21 protein-coding genes are annotated in these 16,102 nt (G+C 64.0%); 16 read left to right on the top strand and 5 right to left on the bottom strand.

From position 1 onward, the window contains the following. Positions 1 to 86 precede the first annotated feature (86 nt). The 13 genes from moaA to PU724_RS25675 all read left to right on the top strand — a co-directional run bounded on the left by moaA (position 87) and on the right by PU724_RS25675 (position 9,820). A complete protein-coding gene (gene moaA, locus PU724_RS25735; RefSeq protein ID WP_128275253.1) occupies positions 87 to 1,082 on the top strand; it encodes a GTP 3',8-cyclase MoaA in 996 nt (331 codons plus the stop codon). Positions 1,083 to 1,134: 52 nt separating this feature from the next. Next, positions 1,135 to 1,608: a hypothetical protein gene (locus PU724_RS25730; RefSeq protein WP_354421753.1), complete on the top strand. Its 474-nt coding sequence runs from the start codon at positions 1,135 to 1,137 to the stop codon at positions 1,606 to 1,608. 121 nt (positions 1,609 to 1,729) lie between these two features. After that, positions 1,730 to 2,086, top strand: a complete 357-nt coding sequence (locus PU724_RS25725) for a hypothetical protein (RefSeq protein ID WP_128275252.1) — start codon at positions 1,730 to 1,732, stop codon at positions 2,084 to 2,086. 121 nt (positions 2,087 to 2,207) lie between these two features. Further along, a complete protein-coding gene (locus tag PU724_RS25720) occupies positions 2,208 to 3,128 on the top strand; it encodes a DMT family transporter (RefSeq protein ID WP_127391890.1) in 921 nt (306 codons plus the stop codon). Positions 3,129 to 3,188: 60 nt separating this feature from the next. Then, positions 3,189 to 3,815, top strand: coding sequence for a molybdenum cofactor guanylyltransferase MobA (gene mobA, locus PU724_RS25715; protein WP_127391889.1), 627 nt, complete (start codon positions 3,189 to 3,191; stop codon positions 3,813 to 3,815). After that, positions 3,812 to 4,321: a molybdopterin-guanine dinucleotide biosynthesis protein B gene (mobB, locus tag PU724_RS25710; protein ID WP_127287050.1), complete on the top strand. Its 510-nt coding sequence runs from the start codon at positions 3,812 to 3,814 to the stop codon at positions 4,319 to 4,321. The genes mobA and mobB overlap by 4 nt, the downstream gene beginning before the upstream one ends. Before the next feature lie 213 nt (positions 4,322 to 4,534). Beyond that, positions 4,535 to 5,317 (top strand): ABC transporter substrate-binding protein, encoded by a 783-nt coding sequence (locus PU724_RS25705; RefSeq protein WP_127287049.1) that lies wholly within the window; start codon positions 4,535 to 4,537, stop codon positions 5,315 to 5,317. Between the two features lie 110 nt (positions 5,318 to 5,427). Further along, entirely contained in the window at positions 5,428 to 6,144 is a 717-nt protein-coding gene (locus tag PU724_RS25700; protein ID WP_127287048.1) for an ABC transporter permease, read from the top strand. Further along, positions 6,141 to 6,971 carry an ABC transporter permease gene (locus tag PU724_RS25695; RefSeq protein ID WP_127311153.1) on the top strand — a complete coding sequence of 277 codons (831 nt, stop codon included), beginning with the start codon at positions 6,141 to 6,143 and terminating at the stop codon, positions 6,969 to 6,971. The genes PU724_RS25700 and PU724_RS25695 overlap by 4 nt, the downstream gene beginning before the upstream one ends. Before the next feature lie 113 nt (positions 6,972 to 7,084). After that, a complete protein-coding gene (locus PU724_RS25690) occupies positions 7,085 to 7,954 on the top strand; it encodes an NAD(P)-dependent oxidoreductase (RefSeq protein ID WP_354421757.1) in 870 nt (289 codons plus the stop codon). Positions 7,955 to 7,961: 7 nt separating this feature from the next. Beyond that, positions 7,962 to 8,666, top strand: coding sequence for a DNA alkylation repair protein (locus tag PU724_RS25685; RefSeq protein ID WP_354421759.1), 705 nt, complete (start codon positions 7,962 to 7,964; stop codon positions 8,664 to 8,666). Then, positions 8,626 to 9,204, top strand: a complete 579-nt coding sequence (locus tag PU724_RS25680) for a GNAT family N-acetyltransferase (protein ID WP_292173246.1) — start codon at positions 8,626 to 8,628, stop codon at positions 9,202 to 9,204. Before PU724_RS25685 ends, PU724_RS25680 begins: the two co-directional genes overlap by 41 nt. Before the next feature lie 46 nt (positions 9,205 to 9,250). Further along, positions 9,251 to 9,820: a DUF3299 domain-containing protein gene (locus PU724_RS25675; RefSeq protein ID WP_292173243.1), complete on the top strand. Its 570-nt coding sequence runs from the start codon at positions 9,251 to 9,253 to the stop codon at positions 9,818 to 9,820. A 44-nt stretch (positions 9,821 to 9,864) separates the two neighbouring features. On the opposite strand, the gene PU724_RS25670 is transcribed toward PU724_RS25675, so the two are convergent. The 4 genes from PU724_RS25670 to PU724_RS25655 all read right to left on the bottom strand — a co-directional run bounded on the left by PU724_RS25670 (position 9,865) and on the right by PU724_RS25655 (position 12,395). Beyond that, on the bottom strand, positions 9,865 to 10,356 hold the full coding sequence (locus tag PU724_RS25670; protein WP_126054500.1) for an Lrp/AsnC family transcriptional regulator: 492 nt from the start codon (positions 10,354 to 10,356) through the stop codon (positions 9,865 to 9,867). Between the two features lie 144 nt (positions 10,357 to 10,500). Next, positions 10,501 to 11,118: a uracil-DNA glycosylase family protein gene (locus PU724_RS25665; RefSeq protein WP_127286242.1), complete on the bottom strand. Its 618-nt coding sequence runs from the start codon at positions 11,116 to 11,118 to the stop codon at positions 10,501 to 10,503. A 7-nt stretch (positions 11,119 to 11,125) separates the two neighbouring features. Further along, the gene (locus PU724_RS25660) at positions 11,126 to 11,737 is read right to left on the bottom strand and encodes a glutathione S-transferase (RefSeq protein ID WP_320320035.1); all 612 of its coding nucleotides are present in this window, start codon (positions 11,735 to 11,737) and stop codon (positions 11,126 to 11,128) included. Positions 11,738 to 11,771: 34 nt separating this feature from the next. Continuing rightward, positions 11,772 to 12,395: a thermonuclease family protein gene (locus PU724_RS25655; RefSeq protein ID WP_292173239.1), complete on the bottom strand. Its 624-nt coding sequence runs from the start codon at positions 12,393 to 12,395 to the stop codon at positions 11,772 to 11,774. A 75-nt stretch (positions 12,396 to 12,470) separates the two neighbouring features. Between PU724_RS25655 and PU724_RS25650 the strand changes: the two genes are divergently transcribed. Further along, on the top strand, positions 12,471 to 13,991 hold the full coding sequence (locus PU724_RS25650; protein ID WP_354421763.1) for a sensor histidine kinase: 1,521 nt from the start codon (positions 12,471 to 12,473) through the stop codon (positions 13,989 to 13,991). Here the strand turns inward: PU724_RS25650 and PU724_RS25645 are convergent. After that, positions 13,988 to 14,986 (bottom strand): nicotinate-nucleotide--dimethylbenzimidazole phosphoribosyltransferase, encoded by a 999-nt coding sequence (locus PU724_RS25645; RefSeq protein ID WP_354421765.1) that lies wholly within the window; start codon positions 14,984 to 14,986, stop codon positions 13,988 to 13,990. The two genes, PU724_RS25650 and PU724_RS25645, sit on opposite strands and share 4 nt — an antisense overlap. A gap of 161 nt (positions 14,987 to 15,147) precedes the next feature. Between PU724_RS25645 and PU724_RS25640 the strand changes: the two genes are divergently transcribed. Continuing rightward, complete coding sequence (locus tag PU724_RS25640) at positions 15,148 to 15,381, top strand: DUF1289 domain-containing protein (RefSeq protein ID WP_127286247.1); 234 nt, start codon at positions 15,148 to 15,150, stop codon at positions 15,379 to 15,381. 13 nt (positions 15,382 to 15,394) lie between these two features. Beyond that, complete coding sequence (locus PU724_RS25635) at positions 15,395 to 16,099, top strand: TIGR02281 family clan AA aspartic protease (RefSeq protein ID WP_127310972.1); 705 nt, start codon at positions 15,395 to 15,397, stop codon at positions 16,097 to 16,099. The last annotated feature ends 3 nt before the right edge of the window (positions 16,100 to 16,102 follow it).

Below are 16,102 nucleotides of genomic sequence, written 5' to 3'. Positions count from 1 at the left end.
AGACAGGCTATCTTGAATGAAAGGCCGTATCGTATCACATAGCGGTATATAACGACGCCGTTCGCGGCCACGGGAAACGCAAAAGCATGGACATGATCGATCCTTTCGGTCGAACGATCAGCTACCTGCGCGTGTCGGTCACCGACCGCTGCGATTTCCGCTGCACCTATTGCATGGCCGAAGACATGACCTTCCTGCCCAAGAAGGATCTCCTGTCGCTTGAAGAGCTCGACCGGCTCTGCACCGTCTTCATCGAAAAGGGCGTGCGGAAACTGCGCCTCACCGGCGGCGAGCCGCTGGTGCGCAAGAACATCATGCACCTCGTGCGCCAGCTGTCGCGGCATCTGAAGAGCGGCGCGCTGGAAGAGCTGACGCTGACCACCAACGGCTCGCAGCTGTCGCGCTTCGCCGCGGAGCTCGCCGATTGCGGTGTCGAGCGCATCAACGTCTCGCTGGACACGCTCGACGCCGACAAGTTCCACCAGATCACCCGCTGGGGCCATCTCGGCAAGGTCATGGAAGGCATCGACGCCGCCCAGGCGGCCGGGCTGAAGGTCAAGCTCAACGCGGTGGCGCTGAAAGACTTCAACGACGAGGAACTGCCCGAGATGATGCGCTGGGCGCATGGCCGCGGCATGGACCTCACCGTCATCGAAACCATGCCGATGGGCGAGATCGACGCCGACCGCACCGACCAGTACCTGCCGCTGTCGCTGCTCAGGGCCCAGCTCGAGCGCCAGTTCACGCTGAGCGACATCCCCTACAAGACCGGCGGCCCGGCCCGTTACGTCCATGTCGCCGAGACCGGCGGCAGGCTAGGCTTCATCACGCCGATGACGCATAATTTCTGCGAAAGCTGCAACCGCGTCAGGCTGACCTGCACCGGCACCCTCTATATGTGCCTCGGCCAGGAAGACGCCGCCGACTTGCGCGCGCCGTTGCGTGCGTCCGAAGGCAACGAACTGGTCTCTGCGGCAATCGACGAGGCGATCGGGCGCAAGCCCAAGGGCCATGACTTCATCATCGACCGCCGCACCAGCCGGCCGGCGGTGTCCCGGCATATGAGCGTCACCGGCGGCTGATCTTTCCGCCATTTGGGGCAAGGATCGCCTCCGTCATTGGCTGGAGACTGGCTTGAAGCACCTTTTCCCGACCGTGGCCATCGCAGCGTTGAGCATGGCAGCCGCAGCCAGCGCCGCGCCGTTCACCTACACCAATCAGCGCTTTGGCACCGTCTGCACCTTTCCGGACGAGATCTTCAGCATTCGCGAGCCCGAGCCGGAGAATGGCGACGGGCAGCAATGGAGCGCGCCCGACGGAGCCAGCCTGATCTGCTCTGGCATCCTCAACGTCGATGACGACACGTCGAAAAGCTTTGTCTCCTCCGAGAAGGCCAGCGCCGAGCCAGGCTACAAGATCACCTACAGCAAGGCCGGCAAGGATTGGGCGGTGCTGTCCGGCATCAAGGACGGCAAGATCTTCTACGAGCGACGCCTGTTCGGAAAGGACGGCGTCATCCGCACGGTCTGGATCGAGTATCCGCAAGCTCTGAAATCGAAATACGATCCGCTTGTTGGCGTCATTGCCGGAAGCCTCAAGGGGCCGTGAGCATTTTACGCCACACCGCGAAATAATCCTCGTCCGCCAAAGGGCGGCCGATTTACCGACTCGATGTTCCAGCCTAGCCTTCCAGTGGACGTGATTTTTTCACTCACAGGGGGAATGCAACATGCGCAAATTCATTCTTGCTCTTGCAATGGTCGGCTTTGCGGCGGCACCGGCGGCGGCGCAGTCGATCGGCGGCAAATATACGGTCGCCGGCACCAATTTCGACGGCTCCGCCTATGGTGGCGAGGCGACCATCACGCTGACCAGCGAGACGACCTGCACCATCCATTGGGAAACCGGCGGTTCGTCGTCCGACGGCATCTGCATGCGCAACGACAATGCTTTCTCCGCCGGCTATGTGATGGGCAAGGAGATCGGCCTCGTCGTCTACAAGGTCGAGGAAGACGGCTCGTTGCACGGCCTCTGGACCATCGCCGGCAAGGAAGGCAGCGGCACCGAAGTGCTGACGCCGAAATAAGCCCTTTCGCCTTCGCGCCGATCTTTGCGGGCCACGGCGACAAACCGTGGCCCAGTGCTTTGGCGTTGCTGTTTTGCGGCCGGCTGATAGAGGCTGATCCAAAGCACAACCGGTGACGCCCTTGCCTCTTTCGCCAAACCTGCGCGGCGCGCTGTTCATGATGGTGGCCATGGTCGGCTTCACCCTCAACGACGCGATCACCAAATTCTCCTCCGAATCGATGAACATGGCGCAGGTCATGCTGATCCGCGGCGCCTTCGCCTCGCTGTTCGTCGGTCTGCTTGCCTGGCAACGCGGCGCGCTGGCAGCGCCACGGTCCATGCTGCAGCCGATGGTGGCGATGCGCGTCGCCGGCGAAGCCGGCGCCACGGTCTCGTTCCTGGTCGCGCTGGCGCACCTGCCGATCGCCAACGTCTCGGCGGTGCTGCAGGCGCTGCCGCTGGCAGTGACCATGGGCGCGGCGCTTTTCTTCGGCGAAGGTGTCGGCTGGCGGCGCTGGCTGGCGATTGCCGTCGGCTTCGCCGGGGTGCTGGTCATCGTGAGGCCGGGCTTCGAAGGCTTCAGCATCTATTCGCTGCTGGCGCTGGCGAGCGTCGCCTGCTGCGCGGTGCGCGATCTCTCCACCAGGCGCATCCCGCAAGCGATCCCGACGCTTCTGGTATCGACCGCCACGGCGCTGGCCATGACGGTGCTGGGTGCGGCGCTGCTCGCCCCGATGGGCGGCTGGACGCCGATGAGCGGCAGGGCCACCGCGCTCCTGGCGCTCGCCGCGGTGCTGGTGCTCATCGGCTACCAGTTCATCATCATGGCAATGCGCTCCGGCGACATCTCCTTCATCGCGCCGTTCCGCTACACCGCCCTGCTCTGGTCGATCCTGCTCGGCCTCGTCATCTTCGGCGACATTCCGGACCTGCCGATGGTCATCGGCGCCACCATCATCGTCGGCTCGGGCCTCTACGCGCTCTATCGCGAACGCATCGTCGGCCGGCGGCAGACCGCCGCCGAAAGCGCTGGACCTGACATGGCGCCGGACGGCATATAGGACCAAGCCTTGGGGAAGCGCCTGCTGGCGGCAATTCCGGGCGGCAAGAGACAGCGGACAATGGATCGCAACATAGCGGGCATCATCCTGGCCGGCGGCCAGTCGCGGCGCATGGGCGGCGGCGACAAGACCCTGCTCGAGCTTGGTGGCCGCAGCGTGCTCGACCATGTCGTCAAGCGTCTTGCTCCGCAGACCGGACCGCTGGCGCTAAGCGCCAATGGCGACCCGACGCGCTTCGCCAGCTTCGGGCTGCCCGTGCTTGCCGATACGGTGGAGGGGCATGCGGGACCGCTGGCCGGCATCCTGACCGGCATCGAGTGGGCGTCGATCGGCTGCGATGCCGTGGTCACGGTTGCCGGCGATACGCCCTTTTTCCCCAAAAATCTGGTCGAGCGACTGGCTGCGGCCGCCGACTCAAAGCCCGGATCGATCGCTGTCGCCAGCTCAGGCGGCAGGCGGCACCCGACATTCGCGCTCTGGCCGCTCGACGTTCATGATGCCTTGCGCCGGTTCCTGGTCGACGAGGACAACCGGCGGGTCTCTGCCTTCATCGACCGCCACGGCGTCGTCGAGGTGGAGTTTCCAATGCCGGCATCCGGCGGACATGCGATCGATCCCTTCTTCAACATCAACACGCCGGACGATCTTGCGATCGCCGAGCGACTGTTGCAGAGCATCGAGCAATGAACAGGCGCGTTTTTGGCATCACCGGCTGGAAGAATTCCGGCAAGACCACACTGACCGAGAAGCTGGTCGCCGAGTTGGCGCGGCGCGGCTGGACGGTCTCGACCGTGAAGCACGCCCATCATGATTTCGACATCGACAAGCCTGGCGCGGACTCCTTCCGCCACCGCCAGGCCGGCGCGACCGAGGTCGCGGTCGTGTCCGGTCGGCGCTGGGCGCTGATGCACGAATTGCGCAATGAGGAGGAGCCGACGCTGGAGGCGATCCTGGCGCGGCTGGCGCCGTCGGATATCGTGCTGGTCGAAGGCTACAAGCGCGAAGCGCACAAGAAGATCGAGACGCGGCGGCTCGACGCCAAGGACAGGACGCCGCTGTCGGCCAGCGATCCCAACATCGTCGCCATTGCCGCGGACTTCGCCGCCGAAGGCGGGAGCCTGCCGGTCTTCGATCTCGACGACGTCGCATCGATAGCGGACTTCGTCGAAGGCGTCTCGGGCCTGCGGCGCTGAGCGCGCCGGCGAAATAACTTTCAGCCGCCGCTAAACTTGTTCCCGGCCTCTAACCTAGCGTCATCTTCGGCCGCAACTGCCAAGCCTGCAGCCTACTGTTTTGCAGTTGCTTTTTTCGGGGAAAGAGTGGGAGTATCGCCGCCAGCGGGCGGTCAAAAGCACCGCTCACAGAGCCGCACGGAACAGCGGCCCGGACAATATGAGAGGACTAACATGCGTATTGCACTGCGTATCGCGCTCGCCGCATCGGCCGCGCTGCTGACACTTGGCGTTGCCCAGGCTCAGGAAAAGACATTGCGGATCGGTACGGAGGGAGCCTATCCGCCCTTCAACAACCTGACCGCCGACGGCCAGCTCGTGGGCTTCGACGTCGACATCGCCAAGGCGCTCTGCGACGAGATGAAGGTGAAGTGCACCTTCGTAGCCCAGGATTGGGATGGCATTATCCCGGCACTGCAGGCCGGCAAGTTCGACGCCATCATCGCCTCGATGTCGATCACGCCGGAACGCGCCGAGAAGGTCGATTTCACCCACAAATACTACAACACGCCCCCGGCGATCGTCGCGCCGAAGGACAGCGACATCAAGGGTGTGACCAAGGAAGACCTGGCCGGCAAGACGATCGGCGTGCAGGCTTCGACGACGCATTTCAACTATTCGACCAAGACCTACACCGACAGCACGGTGAAGCCCTATCCGACCGCGCAGGAATATCAGCTCGATCTCGCCAATGGCCGCCTCGACGCCGCCAATGACGACATCGTCGTGCTGCAGCAGTGGCTGGATTCGCCCGACGGCGCTTGCTGCAAGCTGATCGGGGCGATCAAGCCGGTCGTCGAGATCCACGGTCCGGGCGCCGGCATTGCCGTACGCAAGGGCGAGACCGACCTGGTCAACCAGTTCAATGCCGCGATCGATGCCATCCGCGCCAACGGTAAATACAAGGAAATCAACGATAAGTACTTCAAGTTCGACGTCTACGGCGGCGATTCCTGATCCGCCGGGATTGACGACAGGGACGGCGGGGATGTTCCCGCCGTTCCCACGAGGATGCCGCGCATCAGGAGTGATGCACGGTCTTCAGGCAAGTGGGGACAGGCAGGCGGATGCAGCAGAGCGTATGGACGCTTCTCAGTTGGGGGCCTGATGGTTGGCTCGACGACATCGCCTCAGGTGCTGCTGTCACGGTTCTTCTGGCTCTCGCAACTCTTCCAATCGGTTTGACGATTGGCTTTTTCGTGGCGCTGGGAAAACAATCCGAGGAACCCTCGCTGCGCATCGCCGCCAACATCTACACGACGATCTTCCGTGGATTGCCCGAACTGGTGACGCTGTTTCTGTTTTTTTTCGGCGGCCCGCTGATCCTGCAATATCTCATCAGACTGGTAAGACCCGAGGCGACCATCGACGTTAACGCCTTCGTCGCCGGCATGATCGTGCTTGCCATCATCTTTTCGGCTTATGCCAGCGAGGTATTCCTTTCAGCGTTCCGGGCCATCCCAAAGGGCCAATATGAGGGCGGCTATGCAGTTGGCCTTTCATACGGGCAAACGATGCGCAAAGTGATTTTGCCACAATTGGTTCGCATCGCCTTTCCGGGCCTGGAGAATTGCTGGCTGAGCCTGCTCAAGGACACGTCGCTGGTGTCGGTGGTCGGTTTGGCTGAAACGCTCCGTCAGGCTGGCGTGGCCGCACGCGTCACCAAACACACATTCCTGTTCTTCAGTGTGGCCGCCGCGGTATTTCTTATCTTGGCGGTTATTTCATCCTTTGCCACCGGCGCCATACAGCGCTCGCTTGCCCAGCGGGACGCGCGGCGATGAGCGTTGCGGCCGACGCCAAAAACGTTGTGGAACGGCCGCCCCCGCGAGCACGCGGCTGGCCGCGTTCCCGAATTGTCGGCTACGTGCTGATAGGCGTCTGGGTTGCCGCTGGCGGCGGCATTGTCGCCTATCTGGCTTTCGCCTGGAACAGCGAACTCTTTGCCAAGTACGGCCCGAGCTACCTGCAAGGGCTCGGCGTCACGCTTTCGCTGGTTGGCATTTCGATTGTCCTTGGCGCCATACTGTCACTTCCAGTCGCCTATGCACGCATGTCGAAGAACCGGGTCTTGTCAGGTCTTGCCTATTGTTACGTCTATTTCTTTCGCGGAACGCCGCTGCTCGTCCAGACTTTTCTGGTCTATTACGGGGTCGGCTCGTTCAAGCCGCAACTCGAAATGGTTGGGCTGTGGGGCTTCTTCCGTGAGGCGTTCAACTGCGGCGTCTTTGCCTTTGCCCTGAACACGGCTGCCTATCAGGCTGAAATCCTACGCGGCGCCATCGAAAGCGTGCCAAGGGGCCAATGGGAGGGTGCCGCTTCGCTCGGCCTGCACAAATTGCAGACGTTGTGGAAGATCATCCTGCCGCAAGCATTGGTCGTCGCGCTGCGGCCGTATGGCAACGAGCTTATCCTGATGATCAAAGCGTCCGCGATCGTCGCCATTATCACCGTGTACGACCTGATGGGCATGGCAAAACTTACCTACGCGCGCACCTTCGATATCCAGGCCTATATCTGGGTCGCCGTCGTGTATCTGGTGATTGTCGAGGTGCTGCGCCACGCGATCGAATGGATCGAACGTCGGATCACCATTCACCTCAAGCGCTGATCGAAACCGCCTTTCTGCACCAGTCGATCGCGCGCTCCGCGCCTTGACGAATTCACCGCATGGCCTAGAGCTTGCGCCAGCAAAATCCGGTTCTCGTTTTGGAAGGCAAGCTCATGGCATCGGTGGCATTTCTCGGTCTTGGCGTCATGGGCTATCCGATGGCCGGGCACCTCAGGAACAAGGGCGGCCACGACGTCACCGTCTACAACCGCACCACGGCCAAGGCCGATCAATGGGTCGGCCAGCACGGCGGCAAGCTGGCGCTGACGCCGGCCGAAGCGGCCGACGGCAAGGATTTTGTTTTCTCATGCGTCGGCAATGATGACGACCTGCGCTCGGTCACCACCGGTGCCACGGGCGCCTTCGCCTCGATGAAGAAGGGCTCCGTCTTCATCGACAACACCACCGCATCGGCCGAGGTCGCGCGCGAGCTGGATGAAGCCGCCCGAAGCGGCGGCTTCTCCTTCCTCGACGCGCCGGTCTCCGGCGGCCAGGCCGGCGCCGAGAACGGCGTGCTCACCGTCATGGTGGGCGGCGAGCAGGCCGCTTTCGACAAGGCGAAACCCGTCATCGAGGCTTTCGCCCGCATGGTCGGGCTGATGGGGCCGGCGGGCGCCGGCCAACTCACCAAGATGATCAACCAGATCACCATCGCCGGTCTCGTCCAAGGGCTGGCCGAGGGCATCCATTTCGGCAAGAAGGCCGGGCTCGACATCGAGAAGGTGATCGAGGTGATCTCCAAGGGCGCTGCCGGTTCCTGGCAGATGGAGAACCGCCACAAGACGATGAATGCCGGCAAATACGATTTCGGCTTCGCCGTCGACTGGATGCGCAAGGACCTCGGCATCTGCCTGGCGGAGGCCGACCGCAACGGCGCCAGGCTGCCGGTGACCGCGCTCGTCGACCAGTTCTACAAGGATGTGCAGGCGATGGGGGGCCGGCGCTGGGACACCTCCTCGCTGCTCGCTCGCCTGGAGAAATAGGAACGCGATGGCCGAGCTTTCGCCCCAATCGAGCGCCGACGAAATCGTCGCGTATCTGCGCTCGATCGGCTCGGAGGAAAATCGCCACGGCATGCTGCGCTACGGCATCAAGATCGAGCGCGCGCTCGGCATTCCGCACGGCGTGCAGCGGCAGATCGCCAGGAAGATCAAGCGCAACCATGAACGCGCCTTCGAACTCTGGCAAACCGGTATCATGGAAGCGCAGTTCATCGCTTCCGTCACCGCCGACCCGAAGCGGTTTTCAGCCGCGGATGCGAGGCAATGGGCGGCGTCTTTCGATTCGTGGGATATCGTCGACGGTGTCTCCGATCTCTTCGTCGACACAGAGTCCTGGAGGGAACTGATCAACGAGTTCGCCACAGACGAACGGGAGTTCGTTCGACGCACGGCCTTTGCCATGATGGCCTGGTCGGTCGTCCACCGGAAGAAGGAGCCGGTGGCGACCTTCCTCGACTTCCTGCCGGTCATTGAGGCCCATGCCACCGACGGCCGAAACTTCGTGAAGAAGGCGGTGAACTGGGCGCTTCGTTCGATCGGCAAACGATCGATGGAAATGCACGGCGCTGCCCTTGCTGTCGCCGAACGACTGGCGCAGTCGACCGACAAGACCGCGCGCTGGATTGGCAAGGACGCAGTGAAGGAACTGACCAATGCCAAGACGATCGAGCGGATCGCCGCCAGGAAAGGCTGACGGTGCCGAAATCCGCTTCGCGGAGGTGACGCGTTCGACACGCGCGGATTTCGAGGAACTTTTCGAACAGCCGGGCGCGCCGAAATATTGCTGGTGCATGGCCTGGCGCCATTACAGCCGCGAGCACGTCCGGAACGCCGAGAAGAAGCGCATGATGATGGGGCTGATTGAGGCCGGGACGCCCGTCGGCATCGTCGCTGAAGTCGACGGCAAGCCGGTCGGCTGGTGCTCGGTCGCGCCGCGCGAGACCTATCGCAGGCTCTCAAAGCTTCAGGACGACAGCGAAACGGGCGTCTGGTCGATCGTCTGCTTCTATGTGCCCAGGGCCCTGCGCGGCGGCGGGTTCGCGGCGGCGCTGCTCGACGCGGCGATTGACCATGCCTTTGACAGGGGCGCGCGCGTGATCGAGGCCTATCCGGTCGACCAGGCAGCGCCAAGCTACCGCTTCATGGGTTTTCGCGACATGTTCCTGGTGCGAGGCTTCCACGAGATCGGCACCGCGGGCTCGCGCCGGCATGTGATGCGGCTCGAGCGTTGACGCCGTGGACGGCGGCGTCTTTACTCAGGTGCAAAGGAAGCAGCCAATGAGCAAGCATCTCCAATCAACCATCGCGCTCTCCACTGCTTTGCTCATATCCATTGCCGCCGATGCCTCGGCCGAGACCGCGCATATCTTCTGGAAGGACCTGCGGCCGGCGACGCAGGCGATCGCCGAAGACGCCAACATGCCGATGATCGCGGCGAAACTGCCGGACCACGGCGAGACTCTGTCCCTGGGCCTCCAGGACAAGACCGTTCAATTAGCCGGCTACGCCCTGCCGACCGATCGCGACGGCGGCCTCGTCTACCAGTTCCTGCTGGTGCCGTGGACGGGCGCCTGCAGCCATATGCCGACGCCGCCGCCCAACCAGATCGTGCTGGTGACGCCGGCGCATCCCTACAAGATGTCAGAGGCCTACCAGCCGGTCTCCATCACCGGCGTGCTGAAGCCGGGGATGGAGAAGAGCCAACTCTTCATCCTCGATGGCGTCTCGGTCATCCAGTCGGGCTACACGGTGCGCAAGGCCGAGGTGGCAAGCGTCAACTCGGTGCCGGACACGGTCACCTTGCCGGTCAGCTCGCCCTGGAGTTTCCTCAACAAAAAGAAGAACTAGGCAGGCTTGCGTAACCTTCCGGAGAACGGCCACGCATCAGCACCTCAAGCCGCGTTGGCGCCGGCTTCCTTGTCCAGCACCATGTAGTCGAGCGGAATCTCGGTCGTGTACTTGATCTGCTCCATGGCGAAGGACGACGAGACGTCGCGGATCTCGATCTTGGCGATCAGCCGCTTGTAGAAGGCGTCGTAGGCGGCGATGTCGGGCACCACCACGCGCAGCAGATAGTCGACGTCGCCGCTCATGCGGTAGAATTCGACCACTTCCGGAAATTCCTGGATCACCTCGGAGAAGCGCCGCAGCCATTCATGGCTGTGCGAATTGGTGCGGATCGACACGAAGACGGTGACGCGCACATTGACCTTCTCGTGGTCGAGGATAGCGACGCGCCGCTTGATGACGCCCTCTTCCTCGAGCTTCTGGATGCGCCGCCAGCAAGGCGTCGTCGACAGGCCGACTTTCTTGGCGACATCGGCGACAGCCAATGTCGCATCCTCCTGCAGGAGGCGCAGAATCTTTCGGTCAAGGCGGTCCATCGGATGCTCCGTTAGTGCATGTCGCCCGGCTTGCGTGGCGTGCGCTTTGAGGAATAGTTTGTCCATAATCCCTTTTATTCTGGCCTTTCACAAGAAAGAAATTCTGCCAGACAGGCGGAAAGCGGGTGTTTTCTTGCTGTATGCCTAACCAAGGCGATAGCGGATTTCCGACCTCAGGAAGGGCAGCAAATCCATTTCAAACCACGGATTCTTCTTCAGCCAGCCGGTGTTTCGCCACGATGGATGCGGCAGCGGCAACACTTTCGGGCCGGCCGGCGCATCCCATATCGCGCGCCAGTTCCTGACAGTTTCCGTCAACGAGGACTGCCGCGCCGTGCCCATGTGCCAGGACTGCGCGTAGCCGCCGATGGTCAGCACCAGATCGATTTGCGGCATCAGCGCCATCAATTCGGCGCGCCACGCCGGCGCGCATTCGCGGCGCGGCGGCAGGTCGGCGCCCTTGGCATCCTGGCCGGGAAAGCAGAACCCCATCGGCACGATTGCGAATTTGTCCGTGTCGTAGAACTCCTCGCTGGTTACGCCAAGCCAGCTGCGCAGCCGGTCGCCGGAGGCGTCGGTGAACGGCATGCCCGAGAGATGGACCTTGGTGCCCGGCGCCTGGCTGGCAAGCAGGATGCGCGCTGTCGATGACGGAAGCAGCACCGGGCGCGGCTCGTGCGGCAATGGCCGGCCAAGCGGCTTCTCGACGCAGATGCGGCAGGCGCGGACCCTTGCCGTCAGTCTCTCCAGCGCTTCGCTCATCCGGGCCTCAGGCGGCCGCGCTCGGCCGGCTGGAGATCGCCGCGTGCCAGCGCAGCACATTGGTGCACTCCTCCGGCACCCTGATGCGCGCCGGCTTCATGAAGTCGATGGCGATCAGCCCGGTGATGTCGGCGATCGAGTAGCTGTCGCCGGCGGCGAATTCCCGTTGCGCCAGTTCGGCATCGAGCAGCTTCAGGAATTCGACCGCCTTCGGCTTGTTCGCCTCGCCCCACTCAGGGACCTGCGGCACCTCCCATTCCTTCATCGCCGGGTGGATGTGGCGAAAGGCCTGGGCGACACTGCTGAGCAGGTTCAACTCGATGCGCCTTTGCCACATCTCGACCTTCGCCTTGCCGAGCGCGCCTTGCCCGAACAAAGGCGGCTCCGGATAAAGCTCCTCGAAATAGCGGCAGATGGCGACGGATTCGGTGATGATTGTGCCGTCGTCGAGCTCGAGCACCGGCAGGCGCTGCAGCGGGTTGCGCGAACTGACGGCCTGCTGCTTGTGCTCCAGCGCGCCCATGTCGACAGGCACCAGCGGAACCTCGATCCCTTTCTCGGCCAGGAAAACCCGCACCCTGCGCGGATTGGGGGCGCGGCCGCCGTCGAACAGCTTCATTGTCATCCTCCCGATCCAATCTCGCTCCATCTCCTTACCGGAAGCGGAAAAACTCGCGCAAGGCGTCGCCGATAGACGCCAAGCTGCCGTGCTTCCTTTCGACCAGTCCGCGGCCGTGCGTATCGCGCCAGTCCTGCGGCTCGTCGAAAGTACCGGCCCAGATGCCGGCCTTGCCGGCGCGGGCGCCGGCCTCCTCGGCCTCGAAATCGCCATAGGCGACGGCCCAGCCGGCCTCGACCTGGGCGCGGTTGAGGTTGACGCCGCCCGCCTTGCAGTCCCCAAGCAGCCGGCCATAGCGGTCCTGCTGCCAGCCGCTGCAGGACACGGGACGGCCGCCTATCAGCTGCACCAGCGACTGCCGCGCGAGCTTGCCGCAGGCATAGTCGGCGCCGTCCCTGCGGCAGGTCTGCTGGTACTCCGGCGCGTCGATGCCGCGCATGCGGATGCGCGTGGCGCCAAGCGTGATCGAATCGCCGTCATTGACGATCGCCGCGCCCGCGGCCTCGCGCGTCTCGAAGCGGTCGAGGCGGGCCGCGAGCAGGATCAGCAGACCGAGCAGAACTATGGTCAGGCAATAGTCGAAAAGCCGCCGCCACAGGCTGCGAGGCGGCTGCGGAGCGTATCGCCGGCGCGGCCTCGGCGACCAGGAACGGCTCATATGGCAAACAGTCTCTTAATCATTCGAACGTAGCTTAACGAATTGAAATCGCTGCGCGCAGAAATTGAAGTTTGTATGCCTTTGCTACGCTCGAACACAGCGGACAAATTCATTGTGGACCGCAGGAAACCGCATCGCAACAGCGATGTGGCGCGCGCGGTGCGCAGAACCCGTGACCGTCTTTCGCAGCAGGCCGGCAGCCTCGACTTCGACCGCGAGCTCCTGAGGCTGCATGCCCGCACCATGGTGGTCAGCGCGACCGCCATACCGATCCTGGTGCTGGCGATCGCCGCGACCGGCCTGTTGGCCGGCCTCGACAAGAAGATCGGCATCTGGGCGCTGTTCACCCTGCTTTGCTACGCGATCGTCGCCTTCATGGCGCGGCGCATCGAGCGGACGGAAGCGTCCCAGATCGATCCGTCGCAGGCGCGGCGCGATTTCCTCATCGGGCATTTCCTGTGCGGCCTTGGCTGGGCCTGGTTCGCCTGGTTCGGTTGCGACACCTGCCAGATCGATCAGTTCCAGGTGGTCAAGGCGATGGTGCTTCTGGTCGCCATGGCGGCCACCGCAGTGATGGCATCCTCGCTGGGCGGCGCGCTGCTGGCGACCTTCGCGATTCCCGTCGCCGTCTATGCCTATGCCGGAGCACGAACGTGGCTGCCGATCGAGGTTATCATGGCCGTGCTGCTGGTCACCGCCCTGCCCTTCTTCGCCTACGTCGCGCGCAATCTCAACCAGGCATCGCTGATGCTGATGTCATTCCGTTCGGAGAAGGATGCGTTGATCGCCGAGGTCGAAACGGCGAAATCGATGTCGGACGAGGCGCGGCGTCGGGCCGAGGATGCCAATCTGGCGAAGTCGCGCTTCCTCGCCTCAATGAGCCATGAGCTCAGGACCCCGCTCAACGCCATTCTCGGATTTTCCGAAGTGATGGCCAATGAAGTGCTCGGCCCGATGAACAACCCCACCTATCGCGACTATGCTCATGACGTGCACGAGTCCGGCCAGCATCTGCTCGACCTGATCAACGAGATCCTCGACCTGTCGCGCATCGAGGCTGGCCGCTACCAGCTCAACGAGGAGCCGGTGATGCTGCTCACCATCGCCGAGGACTGCTGCCACATGATGGAGTTGAAGGCTCGCAACAAGGACATCCGCGTCATCCAGGATTTCGAAACCACCTTGCCGCGCCTGTTCGCCGACGAACGCGCGGTGCGGCAGATCGCGCTCAACCTCCTGTCCAACGCCATCAAGTTCACGCCGTCCGGTGGCGAGGTTCGCGTGCGCGTCGGCTGGACCGCCGGCGGCGGGCAATACATTTCGGTCAAGGACAATGGGCCGGGCATTCCGGAGGAAGAAATCCCGGTCGTGCTTTCAGCCTTCGGCCAGGGTTCGATCGCCATCAAGAGCGCCGAGCAAGGCACCGGCCTCGGCCTGCCGATCGTGCAGGGCCTGCTCGCCATGCATGGCGGCGAATTCGAGCTTCACTCCAAGCTGCGCGAGGGCACCGAGGCGATCGCCATCTTCCCGCTCAGCCGGGTGATGGAGGAACTGCCGGCCCTGCCGACCAAGACGGTCGCGGCGCGCCGGCGCTAGGTCCGGGCCGCGGCCGCCATGCCGGAACTGGTGAGGGCGGCAGCCTTGACCAGGCCGGCGGCAAGGCCTGCTCCCACAGCTTCGCCATGGCTGACGCCAAGATCGAGCAACGGCCGCAAGCCAAGCCGTTCGATTGCCCTGGCGTGTCCCGGTTCCGGCGACAGGCTGGCCATCAGGCAGTGGGCGATCGCCGCCGGGTTGGCGGCGTGCAGAACAGCGGCCGTCGCCGTCGCCGCAAATCCGTCGAGCAGCACCGGAATCTTCTGCATGCGGGCAGCGAGGATGGCGCCGGCGATCGCCGCGAACTCGCGGCCGCCGACACGGCACAAGGCTTCGAGCGGATCGCCGAGGCCGGCGCCGTGAAAGGCAAGCGCCCGATCGACCGCTTCAGCCTTGCGCGCCATCATCGCCGCGTCGGCGCCCGATCCGGGCCCGACCCAATCGATACCAGCGCCGCCGAACAGCGCGGCGCACAGAGCGGCGGCGACGGTGGAATTGCCGACGCCGAGATCGCCGAGGCAAAGGAGATCGGCGCCGCCGGCGACCGCTTCCATGCCGAAGGCCATGGTGGCGGCGCAGCCGCGTTCGTCGAGCGCGGCTTCCTCAGTGATGTCTCCGGTCGGAAGATCCAACGCCAGGTCGAAGACCTTGAGGCCGAGGTCGTTGGCGATGCAGACCTGGTTGATCGCCGCTCCCCCGGCCGCGCACAGTTCCACCGCATTGGCGGTCGCCGCCACCGGCCGCGGCGAGACGGCATGGCGGGTAACGCCGTGGTTGCCGGCGAAGATCGCCACCTGCGGCCGCCTGACCGCCGGCGGCGCCTGCCCGCTCCAGGCAGCGAGCCAGGCAGCGATGTCCTCGACCCGGCCAAGCGAGGCCCTGGGCTTGTCGGCCTTGGCAAACAGCGCGCGCACGCGCGCCTCGGCCGGCTGATCAGCCGGCGGCAGGTTTGCCAGAAGGTTGCGAAAATCGTTGAAAGGCGATGCGCTGGTCATGCGGCCTACAATGGTTGCTGGAAGGTTTGAGCGGCATAACCGCCTTGCTGCGCCAGCACAACCTTCGGGGCTTGCCGTGAAAGCAGCAAAGCGCGGCGCATTCCGTGGGGCTTGCATTGGCATGGACGTTGCACCATGTGGAAGCAGCGCAAGAGAACGTCATGACGGCCATCGAATCCCCGTGCATCCTGGTCTGTTCGATCGACATGAAAACCGGCTTCTGCTTCGGCTGCGGCCGCACGCGCGACGAGATCTCCGCCTGGATCGGGATGACTCCGGAGGTTCGCCGCGCTGTCATGGCCGAGTTGCCGGCACGGCTGGAGACGGTGGAGCGGCGGCCGCGCCGGGAGACCCGCCGCACCCGCATGGCGCGCGAGCGCGACGCGTTGTCGTGAAGGGGCAACACCGATGAACCGCCTGTTCTGGATCCTGATGGTGGTGATCGGCGCCGGCGCGCTGCTTTTGATGCTCAACGATTCGGCGGGCAGCACCTTTGGCGTCGACAACTACGATTTCAGCCGGTTGATCTGGCTCGGCGCGTTCGGCACGCTGATCGGTGCCGGCCTGCTGCGCTCCGGCAGGCCGCTCGGCGACATGGCCCGCAATCTCGGCACCTGGGCCGTCATCGTGCTGGCGCTGATCGCCGGCTATCAATACCGCTATGAGCTGCAGGACGTGGCCAGCCGGGTGACGGCGGGCCTTGTCCCCGGCAGCCCGCTGGCGCTGGGCGTGGAAGACGGCCACGCCACGGTCACCCTGGACAAGGCCGACAATGGCCATTTCGAGGCGCGCATCCTGATCAACGGCGCGCCGGTACGAGCCGTTGTCGATACCGGCGCAACCAGCATCGTGCTGACCGCGGAGGACGCGCAGGCCGCCGGCTTCAATCCGGCCACGCTCAACTTCACCATACCGGTCTCGACCGCCAACGGCATGGCGCGCGCCGCCGCCGTGAAGACCGACGAAGTGGCGATCGGCGGCATTGTGCGCAAGGACATGGCCGTGATGATCGCCGCGCCCGGGATGCTCGGCCAGAGCCTGCTCGGCATGAACTTCATCGGCTCGCTGTCGGGCTTCGACGTGCGCGGCGACCGCATGGTCCTGCGGGACTGAATG

The organism is Mesorhizobium abyssinicae, from assembly GCF_049887195.1.
Classification (GTDB): Bacteria; Pseudomonadota; Alphaproteobacteria; order Rhizobiales; family Rhizobiaceae; genus Mesorhizobium; species Mesorhizobium abyssinicae.
The sequence above is the reverse complement of the archived record's forward strand: the minus strand, read 5'-3'. Positions and strand labels throughout refer to the sequence as shown.